Annotated in this window: 7 protein-coding genes; all 7 read left to right on the top strand. The window is 46.3% G+C overall.

The window, feature by feature from the left end:
• Positions 1 to 23 precede the first annotated feature (23 nt).
• Complete coding sequence (gene purD, locus ACERC7_RS04965; protein WP_373666303.1) at positions 24 to 1,286, top strand: phosphoribosylamine--glycine ligase; 1,263 nt, start codon at positions 24 to 26, stop codon at positions 1,284 to 1,286.
• Between the two features lie 204 nt (positions 1,287 to 1,490).
• On the top strand, positions 1,491 to 1,979 hold the full coding sequence (purE, locus tag ACERC7_RS04970; protein ID WP_373666304.1) for a 5-(carboxyamino)imidazole ribonucleotide mutase: 489 nt from the start codon (positions 1,491 to 1,493) through the stop codon (positions 1,977 to 1,979).
• On the top strand, positions 1,966 to 3,051 hold the full coding sequence (purK, locus tag ACERC7_RS04975; protein ID WP_373666305.1) for a 5-(carboxyamino)imidazole ribonucleotide synthase: 1,086 nt from the start codon (positions 1,966 to 1,968) through the stop codon (positions 3,049 to 3,051). The genes purE and purK overlap by 14 nt, the downstream gene beginning before the upstream one ends.
• Entirely contained in the window at positions 3,048 to 3,650 is a 603-nt protein-coding gene (locus tag ACERC7_RS04980; RefSeq protein WP_373666306.1) for a hypothetical protein, read from the top strand. The genes purK and ACERC7_RS04980 overlap by 4 nt, the downstream gene beginning before the upstream one ends.
• Before the next feature lie 14 nt (positions 3,651 to 3,664).
• On the top strand, positions 3,665 to 4,957 hold the full coding sequence (gene purB / locus ACERC7_RS04985; protein ID WP_373658358.1) for an adenylosuccinate lyase: 1,293 nt from the start codon (positions 3,665 to 3,667) through the stop codon (positions 4,955 to 4,957).
• A gap of 388 nt (positions 4,958 to 5,345) precedes the next feature.
• The gene (gene ccpA, locus ACERC7_RS04990; RefSeq protein ID WP_373658359.1) at positions 5,346 to 6,347 is read left to right on the top strand and encodes a catabolite control protein A; all 1,002 of its coding nucleotides are present in this window, start codon (positions 5,346 to 5,348) and stop codon (positions 6,345 to 6,347) included.
• A 283-nt stretch (positions 6,348 to 6,630) separates the two neighbouring features.
• Positions 6,631 to 12,358: endo-alpha-N-acetylgalactosaminidase family protein (locus tag ACERC7_RS04995; protein ID WP_373666307.1), on the top strand; the 5,728-nt coding region annotated here is incomplete at its 3' end.

Here is a 12,358-nt window from a genome sequence, read left to right on the forward strand (position 1 = left end):
TTTTAAAAAAATGAGGAGAAATGATGAAGCTGTTGGTTATCGGTTCTGGCGGACGTGAGCATGCGATTGCTAAGAAACTTTTAGAATCGCCACAGGTGGACATGGTCTATGTTGCGCCAGGTAATGATGGCATGACCCTAGATGGGTTACAACTGATCAATCTCGGAATTTCCGAACATTATGCCCTGATTGATTTTGCCAAGAAAAATAACATCGCTTGGACCTTTGTCGGGCCTGATGATGCACTGGCGGCGGGTATTGTGGATGATTTTGAATCAGCAGGTCTCAAAGCTTTTGGGGCATCGCGTCTAGCAGCAGAGCTGGAGTGGTCCAAGGACTTTGCTAAGTCTATCATGACCAAGTACGGCATCCCAACAGCCGCCTATAGTACCTTTGCCGACTTTGAGGAGGCCAAGGCTTATATCGAAAAACAGGGCGCCCCTATCGTGGTTAAGGCAGATGGACTGGCACTGGGCAAGGGAGTGGTCGTGGCAGAGACGATTGAGCAGGCGGTCGAGGCGGCGCGTGAGATGCTTTTGGACAATAAATTTGGTGACTCCGGTGCACGTGTGGTCATTGAAGAATTCCTAGATGGCGAGGAGTTTTCCCTCTTTGCCTTTGTCAACGGCGAGGAGTTCTCCCTCATGCCAACTGCTCAAGATCATAAGCGGGCTCACGATGGAGATACAGGACCCAACACAGGTGGCATGGGGGCTTATGCACCGGTTACCCACCTGCCTCAGTCCGTCATTGAACAGTCGGTGGAGACCATCATCAAGCCCCTTCTAGCAGGTATGATGGCAGAAGGACGTCCCTATCTTGGCGTTCTTTACTGTGGTCTGATTTTGACTACCGATGGACCTAAGGTCATCGAATTCAACGCCCGCTTTGGGGATCCCGAGACCCAGATTATCCTGCCCCGGCTGACCTCGGATTTTGCCCAAAACATCAGCGACATCTTGGACAAGAAAGAGCCAACCATCACTTGGCGTGAGGGTGGCGTAACCCTTGGCGTTGTCGTCGCTTCTAATGGCTACCCGCTTGACTATGAAAAAGGTGTTCCACTACCAGAAAAGACGAATGGCGACATTATCACCTACTATGCAGGCGCTAAGTTTGATGACAATAGCAGGGCTCTACTATCCAACGGCGGACGCGTCTATATGCTAGTCAGCACAGCTGATACCGTCCCAGCAGCGCAGGAAAAAATCTATGCTGAGCTGGCAAACCAAAACACTGAGGGGCTCTTTTATCGAACAGACATCGGAAGTAAAGCATTGAAATAAAATATAATGTAATCAGAAAAACGAGCGTAAGCGAGATAAACCTGTCAGTTGTCGCCGTGCTGAAAGTCACCAAGTCAGTTTGGACTTGGTGACAGGGGATTTTCGAGACTTTGGGATCGAAAATAAGCAATTGAACGCCGATGGCGGTCGCTTGCGTCCTCTAGCACTTAAGACAACTGACAAAAAGAAAAAAGGAACATTAAAATGAAACCAATTATTTCCATCATCATGGGCTCCAGCTCTGACTGGGCAACCATGCAAAAAGCAGCTGAAGCCCTCGACCAGTTTGGCGTAGTCTATGAGAAAAAAGTCGTCTCTGCTCACCGTACCCCAGACCTTATGTTTAAGCACGCAGAGGAAGCACGCGGTCGTGGTATCAAAGTCATCATTGCAGGTGCTGGCGGGGCAGCTCACCTCCCTGGTATGGTTGCAGCCAAGACGACACTACCCGTCATCGGTGTACCTGTTAAGTCTCGTGCTCTCAATGGTCTCGATTCCCTCTATTCCATTGTTCAGATGCCAGCAGGTGTGCCTGTGGCAACCATGGCAATAGGAGAAGCGGGAGCAACCAATGCGGCGCTGACTGCTCTCCGTATTCTGTCTATCGAAGATAGCGGTATCGCAGACCAACTAGCCAGCTTTGCTATTGAACAAGGAAAAATCGCGAAGGCCATGAGCGATGAACTCAACTAAAACTATCGGGATTATTGGAGGCGGTCAACTAGGTCAGATGATGGCCATTTCTGCTATCTATATGGGACACAAGGTCATTACGCTAGACCCAGCGGCGGATTGCCCGGCTTCGCGCGTGAGTGAGGTGATTGTGGCACCTTACAGCGATGTAGAGGCTCTTCGCCAACTGGCAGAGCGCTGTGATGTGCTCACTTATGAGTTTGAAAATGTGGATGCAGATGGTCTGGACGCTGTAATAAAAGAAGGTCAACTTCCGCAGGGGACTGACCTTCTTCGTATTTCTCAAAATCGCATTTTTGAAAAAGATTTCTTGGCCAATAAGACCGGCGTGACCGTGGCACCTTACAAGGTTGTGACCTCTAGCCTTGATTTGGAAAATCTTGACTTCTCAAAAACCTATGTCCTCAAAACTGCCACGGGTGGCTATGATGGACACGGTCAGGTCGTCATTCGCTCTCGCGCCGACCTTGAAGCAGCCAACAAGCTGGCTAACTCTGCCGAGTGCGTCCTGGAGGAGTTCGTCAATTTTGACTTGGAAATCTCGGTCATCGTATCTGGCAATGGCAGAGATGTCACCGTCTTTCCTGTTCAGGAAAATATCCACCGCGACAATACCCTGTCAAAAACCATCGTCCCAGCCCGTATTTCAGACGACTTGAGCGCTGAAGCGCAGGCTATGGCAGTCAAAATCGCAGAGCAGCTCAACTTGTTCGGCACCCTCTGTGTGGAAATGTTTGTGGCAGGCGACGAGATTCTAGTCAATGAAATCGCCCCACGCCCCCACAACTCAGGGCATTATTCTATCGAAGCCTGTGATTTTTCACAGTTTGACACCCATATCTTGGGCGTACTCGGTCAACCTTTGCCAACTATCAGACTCCATGCCCCAGCCGTCATGCTCAATGTCCTCGGCCAACACATAGAACAAGCTAGAAGCTATGTTGCAGAAAACCCTAGCGCCCACCTCCACCTTTATGGTAAAATAGAAGCAAAGCCCAACCGCAAGATGGGACATGTGGTGGTGCTAAGGGAAGATGTGGATAGTGTGGGAGAGTTTTGGAATATAGATTGAAAAATAATAAATTTTATGAACTGGTAAAATCATCATTTAGAAGTGTTAGTAATCGGATTCAAAATTTTATAGGAAAAAATCTAAGAGAAGAGATTCGTACTAAAAGTTTAGAGGATATCAAGATTGATATATGCCTGATTGAAGATATTGATGATATTTTGAATTATATAGTGGGGTACTATAATACGTACTATTCAATTTATAATTTAAACAGACTGATGAATGTTGCCATTCTGTGTAGAAAGCAAGATCCGCATTCTGAATATTCGTTCAAGATTATGATACAACTGTATCTGTACTTAATGATAAGGCATAAAGAGGGACTTAATAAAAATGTTATCATTTCGGATGAATTAGAAATTTTCTTTTTATTTCTAAATGTTATTCAAAATAACATATCTAATAATCAAGTAGGACAATCTGTAAAACGGGGGAGAAATGATGCTTTACAAAGTTACCTAAACTATAATTTCATTCCTCCTAATGGTTTGAATATTGAAATTAATCTTATGGAAAGATTTGAAGATTGGGTAATTCCTTTTGATAAAATGAAAAATGAATATGTTTTAAATCAAATTGGAATCTATAAAATGAAATAAAGGAGCCAAACAAAATGCTAACACGTTATTCCCGCCCTGAGATGGCGAACATTTGGAGTGAAGAGAACAAGTACCGTGCTTGGCTGGAGGTGGAAATCCTCGCTAGCGAAGCATGGGCTGAGTTGGGTGAGATTCCCAAGGAAGATGTGGCGAAGATTCGTGCCAATGCGAGCTTTGATATCGACCGTATTTTAGAAATCGAAGAGGAGACTCGTCACGATGTGGTGGCCTTCACCCGTGCGGTGTCAGAGAGCTTGGGCGAGGAGCGCAAGTGGGTGCACTATGGGCTGACCTCGACGGATGTAGTTGATACGGCTTACGGTTACCTCTACAAGCAGGCCAACGACATTATCCGTCGGAACCTTGAAACCTTTACCAATATCGTGGCTGAGAAGGCGCGTGAGCACAAGATGACCATCATGATGGGGCGTACTCACGGAGTGCATGCGGAGCCAACGACCTTCGGTCTGAAACTCGCAACCTGGTACAGCGAAATGAAGCGCAACCAAGAGCGTTTTGAGCGCGCAGCAGCTGGTGTTGAGGCTGGTAAAATCTCTGGTGCCGTCGGAAACTTTGCTAACATTCCTCCTTTCGTCGAAGAATATGTTTGTGGCAAATTAGGCATCCGCCCGCAAGAAATTTCAACGCAGGTGTTACCTCGTGACCTCCATGCCGAATACTTTGCAGTGCTGGCTGGCATCGCGACATCGATTGAACGCATGGCAACGGAGATCCGTGGTCTGCAAAAATCGGAGCAACGTGAAGTCGAAGAGTTCTTTGCCAAGGGTCAAAAAGGTAGCTCTGCTATGCCTCACAAACGCAACCCCATCGGTTCAGAAAACATGACAGGGCTTGCGCGTGTCATTCGTGGGCACATGGTCACGGCTTATGAGAACGTGGCGCTCTGGCACGAGCGCGATATCTCGCACTCATCAGCGGAGCGGATTATCACGCCAGACACGACCATTCTTATCAACTACATGCTCAACCGTTTTGGCAATATCGTCAAGAATTTGACGGTCTTCCCAGAAAACATGATTCGCAACATGAACTCTACTTTTGGCTTGATTTATAGCCAACGTGTCATGTTGAAACTCATTGAAAAGGGCATGACGCGTGAGGAGGCTTACGACTTGGTACAGCCAAAAACAGCCTACTCATGGGATAACCAAGTGGACTTCAAACCGCTCTTGGAAGCTGACGAGAAAGTCACCGAAAAACTCACCCAAGACGAGATTGACGAACTCTTTAACCCAGCCTACTACACCAAGCGGGTCGATGACATTTTTGAGCGATTGGGATTGTAGGGGGAACTTTATTTATTCGTTACATCACTAGAAACAGGCACCTGATTATCAATCGGTGTCTGTTTCTTGGTGCAGTCGTAAAAGCAACGGTTTTATGAGAATAGTTCCCATTGTTTTACTGGTGTAGCAGTCGTTTGCTTCTCGCTTAGAGTTAAGTTGATGGCTATTGGTCAGTCTTTTTAGACAGTTATCGTTACCTAAGTAAGAAAGGCTGGGCTTGATGTTAAAGTTTTAGTGATATGAAAAGGGCAGATATTTCATTGCCACATCGCAGAAAAAGGATTAAGCAATAGCTTTTTTCAAAAAAATTATATTTATGCTTGAAAGTGTTTCCATAAAGTGGTAGAATAAGAGTGAAAACGACATTTTCAGAAAGAGAGGAAAATTTATGCCTACAGATGATACCATTACCATCTATGACGTGGCGCGAGAAGCGGGAGTATCCATGGCGACTGTTAGCCGTGTGGTTAACGGCAATAAAAATGTCAAAGAAAACACCCGTCAACGAGTGCTCAGTGTTATTGAGCGTCTGGACTATCGTCCAAATGCCGTTGCCCGTGGATTAGCCAGCAAAAAAACGACAACAGTCGGGGTTGTTGTCCCAAATATTGCCAATAGTTACTTTGCGACTTTGGCAAAAGGGATTGATGACATCGCTGCCATGTACAAATACAACATCGTGCTGACCTCAAGCGACGAAGACCAAGATAAGGAAATTGACGTGGTCAACACCTTGTTTGCTAAACAAGTTGATGGGATTATTTTTATGGGTCACCATTTAACGGATAAGATTCGTTCAGAGTTCTCACGTTCACGGACGCCTATTGTATTGGCAGGGACAGTTGATTTGGAGCATCAGTTACCAAGTGTCAATATCGACTATAGGGAAGCGGTGATGGATGTGTTGGATATGCTGGCGGCAAATCATGATAAGATTGCCTTTGTGTCAGGTCCTCTGATTGATGATATTAATGGCAAAGTGCGTTTGACTGGCTATAAGGAGGGTCTTAAAAAGAATAAGCTAACCTTTAACGAGGGTCTAGTATTTGAAGCCAAATACCGCTACGAAGATGGCTTTGCACTGGCACAGCGCTTGATTAACTCAGGGGCAACTGCAGCTTATGTTGCCGAGGATGAATTGGCTGCAGGTCTGTTGAATGGTCTTTTCGCAGCTGGTAAACATGTTCCTGAAGATTTTGAAATTATCACAAGTAATGATTCAACAGTTGTTAATTACACTCGTCCTAACTTGACGTCAATTAGCCAGCCGATTTATGATTTGGGTGCTGTTGCCATGCGTATGTTGACCAAAATCATGAACAAGGAAGAACTGGAAGAAAAAGAGATTGTGCTTAATCACGGCATCAAAAAACGTCAGTCGACCAAATAACATCAAAAAAATTAGTAAGTGCTGGAGCTTGGCTCTGGCATTTTTTGTTTAGAACAACGATTTTCATAACAGCTTATAGGGCTGACATAGTTGGTAGCAAGACCAGTCGTTCCTTCGTCTCTAGCGATGGGAGATGTAGGGTGGATTGCAAAGAGAGGAGAAACGTGTCCGTTGATGTTGCCTCCTTTTCTAAAAAACGCTTGCATTTTATACAGAAATAGTTTATTATATAGATGTATAGAAAACGATTACACCAAGGTGTAACTTTTGGGAGGAGGAAAAAATGGGAAAAGACCTATTTTCGAAAAAAAGTCATTTCAGTATCCGTAAACTGAGCGTGGGTGTTTGCTCGGTGATTATCGGACTGAGTTTTTTGTCTGGACAGACTGTTGAAGCTGCTGAAACAAGTGGAGCTGTCGATTCAACAGCGGACACTGGTTTGGCAGTAGCAGAACCGGACAAAGAAACTGATGAGGGGACGGTTCAGCCGACAGCAAACAATCTGTCTGACCTTTCTGAGGCAGAAAGTCTGAAGCCAGTCGGTGAGGAAACTAGTGCCGTGACGCCTACTGTCACCGAGACGGAAGGCAGTCAACCGGTTGCCAGCTCTGCTATTGCCCCAGAAATATCAAATAGTCCAGCAGTAGGAACAGCGCGTGCAGCTTCTCAAAAAACCATTGAATGGACACCTGCATCAACTGTGCCAGGTACTGTTACGGTCAAGGAAGCAGAGGGAGTTCGTTACAATACTTTGACCCCATCTGCTCAAAATGATAATGGTAATAATGCAGCTCTGTTTGTCAAAGAAGGTTTAGCAGTCAGCGAGGAAGGTAACGCCACTGTCAATTTGACGTTTGTTGAGCAGTCTGAACCTGGTGCAGGGCGCTTTGGCGTTTTCCTCAATCACCAAGATAATAGCAACCACATCTTTGTCGGTTATGACAATGCTGGCGGCTGGTTCTGGGAATACAAGGCGTCTGGTCAACGTGGTGCTTGGTTAACTACTCGTAGTATGGCATCACCAACTAAAGGTAGCACCAATGAATTGATAATCAGTTTGAAACATGATGGTCAGCTCAATGCGACAGTCAACGGCAATAAGGCTTTTGATACTTTGACCATTCCGACGGAGGTCATGACAGCACTGCGCAACAACAAGCGTATTGCCCTCAAGGCAGGTCGTTTCAACGATCAAGTGACTACAGTTGATGTCAAGACAGATAATCAAGAAGGTGTTCAAACCAATACCCAACCAAACCCTACTGTTACTGGCACTCAAGTAGATGACAGCCAGTACACTTATGACACGATTCATTCAGCAGAAATGGCTGTTAAAATTGATACAGCCTTCCCACGGGTGCGGGAATATACGCTTGGTACAGATACACTACCAGGTCAAGTCATCGCTAACAACAAAGTTAAAATCAATGGCATTGAACTTGACCCAACGGTTAATTTCCAAAAAATTGACGATACCACTGTCCTTTATACCCTCACGGCACGTTCAGACGCTAACAGTATCAATGCTACTATCAAACTTCAATTGAAGGTAGTTGGTAATGAACTCCACTACGATGTGACTGAGATTACCAATCACAACAACGTGGTAGCAGGTCAAGAAATTGATGATGTTAAAAAGCTGATTAGCACCATTGAACTTCCAGGTAGTCATCTAATTTCCGTGTCTAGTGCCGATAGCGATGCCAAGTTTAATGGCGCTCGCATGTCAACCAATACTCATCGTAACGGTGACGAAGAGGTGGCAGTAACGAGAAGCATGGGAGACATGGCTACTCGTGGCTATATGTATGGTTTTGTATCTAACAATAAACTGGCAGCAGGTGTCTGGAGCAACTCTCAGCATAATTATGGCGGAGGCGCCAACGATTTTACCCGATTAACAGTTAATAAATTCTCAGCCAATGGCGAAAACTTTATCGGTATTCAAAGTTCACCATTTATTTATCAACGGGCTTTCCAAAACAAGGTTTATGACCAACGGACTTTCGTTCTGCCGAGTGCTAAGGTCGTTATCACGAGAGATAAAAATGATGACGGACGCGTGGACTGGCAGGACGGTGCTATTGCTTACCGTGACATCATGAATAATCCGAAAGGGGCTGAAAGTGTGCCTGACTTGGTGGCATACCGTATCGCTATGAACTTCGGTTCACAGGCTCAAAACCCATTCTTGATGACCTTGGATGGTATCAAAAAAATCACCCTCCATACGGATGGCTTGGGGCAATCTATCCTGCTCAAAGGTTACGGTAGTGAAGGGCATGACTCAGGTCACCTGAATTATGCTGATGTGGGTCGTCGTATCGGTGGTGTCGAGGATTTCAAAACCTTGATTGAGAAAGCTCGTCCATACGGGGCTAAACTGGGTATCCATGTCAATGCTTCTGAGACCTACCCTGAGTCTAAATATTTCATTCCAGAGCGCCTGCGCAAAAACGCTGATGGCTCGTATAACTACGGCTGGAACTGGATTGACCAAGGGATTAACATCAACTCTGAGTACGACATGGCTCATGGCCGTTTCGATCGCTTCAAGGACTTGCGTGATGCCTTGGGTGACGGTCTGGACTTTATCTATGTCGATGTTTGGGGCAATGGCCAAGCAGGAAACGATTCTGCTTGGGCAACTCACATGCTGTCCAGAGAGATTAACGAGAATGGTTGGCGAGCAGCCTACGAGTGGGGCTACGCTGGTGAATATGACTCCACCTTTCAACACTGGGCATCTGATTTGACCTACGGTGGCTACAGCTTGAAAGGGATTAATAGTAACATCGTTCGCTTTATTCGAAACCATCAAAAAGATTCGTGGGTCGGAAACTATCCAAGCTATGGTGGTGCTGCCATCAACCCACTTCTGGGTGGCTATGACATGAAGGACTTTGAAGGCTGGCAAGGTCGTAGCGACTATCTGGGCTATATGACCAATCTCTTCAAGAATAATATTCCAACGAAATTTATCCAGCACTTCAAGGTGACCAACTGGACAAATGGCACGCCAGTAACGATGTCTGATAATGGGGAACAGTATCGTTGGATACCTGAGATGGAGATTAAGCTCAAAGATGACAACAACCGTCAGCTGGTGATTGCTCGTAAGTCCAATGATGTCAACGCCGCAGGCTACCGTGAGCGGACCATGACCTTAGATGGTCGTGTCATCTATGATGGCTCAGCTTACTTGATGCCGTGGGATTGGGATGCTAATGGTCGTGCTTTAGCTGACTCAGATAAGAAATTCTACTACTTCAACACTCAAGCAGGGGCAACGTCATGGGAGCTACCAGCTGATTGGCAATCTGGCGACCTCTACCTTTACAAACTGACTGATACAGGTAAGGTTGACGAGCAACGTTTGACTGTGCAAAATGGGCGTGTAACCATTGATGTGCCAGCCAACACAGCTTATGTCCTTTACCGCAGTCCGCAGACCAACAAGGACGTTAAGTGGAGCGAGGGCATGCACATTGTTGATCAAGGGTTCAACAGTGGCAGTCTGTCTCCGTGGACAGTGAGCGATAGCAGCAAAGCGCAAATCGAGCGGTCTCAAGGGGACAACCCAATGCTGGCTTTGTCATCAAGCACCAGCGATGTTACTGTTTCTCAACGCTTGACTAATCTTAAACCAAATACAGCCTATGCGGTCTATGTCGGCGTTGATAACCGTAGCACCTCAGATGCGATTCTGACGGTCAATACAGGCGACAAAGTGATCAGCAATCAGACCAATCAGTCCATTGCTCTGAACTATGTTAAAGCCTATGCTCACAACACTCTGGAGCGAAATGCGACCGTTGACAATAAGAGTTACTTCCAAAACCTTTATGTTTTCTTCACCACAGGTGATGATGTGTCAAACGTCACACTCACTTTGACTCGTAAGGGTGAAAATGAAGCCAGCGAAGGTAAGGTTTACTTTGATGAGGTGCGTGTCTTTGAAAACAATTCAAGCATGTACGGTAGTGAACATGATTTCAGCAAGACCAAGGTCTTCTTCCAAGACTTTGAGCATGTGCCACAAGGAATTTTCCCATTTGTTATCGGTGGTATTGAAGGTGTTGAGGACAACCGTACCCACCTCTCTGAAAAGAATGAACCTTATACTCAACGTGGCTGGAATGGCAAGAAAATTTCTGATGTGATTGATGGCAACTGGTCTCTGAAGACCAATGGTCTTGTTGGACGTGGTCGTCTGGTTTACCAAACTATTCCACAGAACTTTGCCTTTGAAGCAGGTAAGACCTATCGTGTCAGCTTTGACTACGAAGCAGGTTCTGATGATGCCTATGCCTTTGCTATCGGTGAGGGTGAGTACCGTAGTCCAGACCAGCTGACCCTTCACCCATTGAAAAATACTTGGGAAAACAGCGATCGTGCTGGTCGAGCCAGCTATGTGATTAACGGTAGCGATTCAGGTCAGAGTTGGATTGGTATCTTCTCAACAGCTCGAGGTGGCGATACCAAGGGTGAATCTGGTGGTAATGCCAACTTCCGTGGTTACAATGACTTCATTCTGGATAACCTACGTATTGAGGAAATCGAAGTGACCGCTGATTTAATCTTGGATGAGGCTATCAAACGTCATTTGCCAGTAACAGATGAGACTTATACCAAAGAAACCTTGGTGCCTTATAAGGATGCTGTTGTCAGCTTGATGGCTGCTTTGGGTCAAGGGCTGAGCGTTGAAGAAGCACAAAGCTTAATTGCCCAAGCAGCTCGCGCCCAAGCAGGTCTGGTCAGTCACAAAGTGGCGGTATCAACACAGGCTATTGAGTCTGCGGTGGCTAGCGAGCAACCAGGTCAAAATGAGAACCTCTGGAAGGCATTTGATGGCAACCCAGGTACCATCTGGCACTCAGCTTGGAACGGTAGTGGCTTTGGTCAGCCCGCAACGGTGACACTGAAAGAGCCGATTGCAGTGACTCATTTGGATTATGTGCCACGTCCTGGTGGGGCTAACGGTCGTGTCAAAGCAGGTAATCTCGTTATTGTGGATAGCTCTGGTGAACGTCACAACTTTGCTATTGCCGATTGGACAAATGATAGTCGAACCAAACGAGTAGACTTTGGTCGTGAAATTTTGACCAAGCAGATTATCTTTACAGCTACCGAAACCTACGGAAACCGTGAGAGCGAAAATAATAAGTTTGTCTCCGCTGCAGAATTTAAGCTTGGCTTGGTTGTCCCAAGGAATCAACCAGACGATTTGACCCCTTGGACAACTGCCTTGGCTGTAGCCAAGGAAAGACTTGGAGAAGATGATGAGCAGATTGCAGGTCTTGAGAAAACATTTGCTACTCTGACCGCTCAGAACTTGTTGACACAAAACCAAATCAACCACCTCGCAACTGTCCTCGACCAACTTCAAAAAGTTGAAAAACCTGATACAGACACGGATGAGGGAACATCTCCAGCCGACGGAGAAGAACAAGGAAATTCAGATGTTGATAATCAGTCAGGCGATGAGAGTCAAGATTCAGGCACACCGGGTGATTCAGCTGATACCAATACAACCCCAGATGGTACCCAAGATAATGGTGGTGACCAAGTTGGCTCAGATTCAGATGACCAGTCCGATGATGAGAGTTTCGACCAAAATGGCAACGTAGGTACCGACGAAGACGGCAACACCGGCGCTGACCAAGGTGGTAACACCGATACCAACGAAGGCGGAAACACCGGTGCCGATGCAGGTGTCAACACAGACAACAATGAAAGCGATGCAGATACCAACGCTGATACCAATGAAAGTGGCAACACTGATACTAACGCAGGCGGTAACACCGGTGCCGATGCAGGTGTCAACACAACCAAACCTGACACCACACAACCACCGCGTCAAATTACTGACGTCAACCCTCAAACTGACTCAGGTATCATCGCAGAGGTTCAAACAGCGGATGCCAAGGTGGCAGGCTTGAGAGTGGTCTTCCACAAAGAGACTGACAACCCTGAAACACCAGCCATCCTCAAAGGTACCGACTACGACC

Source organism: Streptococcus sp. E17BB (assembly GCF_041807725.1).
Taxonomy (GTDB): domain Bacteria; phylum Bacillota; class Bacilli; order Lactobacillales; family Streptococcaceae; genus Streptococcus; species Streptococcus entericus.

Excerpts from the sequence above, each read along its gene's own strand:
- purD (WP_373666303.1), top strand. The coding sequence starts at position 24 with ATGAAGCTGTTGGTTATCGGTTCTGGCGGACGTGAGCATGCGATTGCT.
- purE (WP_373666304.1), top strand. The coding sequence starts at position 1,491 with ATGAAACCAATTATTTCCATCATCATGGGCTCCAGCTCTGACTGGGCA.
- purK (WP_373666305.1), top strand. The coding sequence starts at position 1,966 with ATGAACTCAACTAAAACTATCGGGATTATTGGAGGCGGTCAACTAGGT.
- purB (WP_373658358.1), top strand. The coding sequence starts at position 3,665 with ATGCTAACACGTTATTCCCGCCCTGAGATGGCGAACATTTGGAGTGAA.
- ccpA (WP_373658359.1), top strand. The coding sequence starts at position 5,346 with ATGCCTACAGATGATACCATTACCATCTATGACGTGGCGCGAGAAGCG.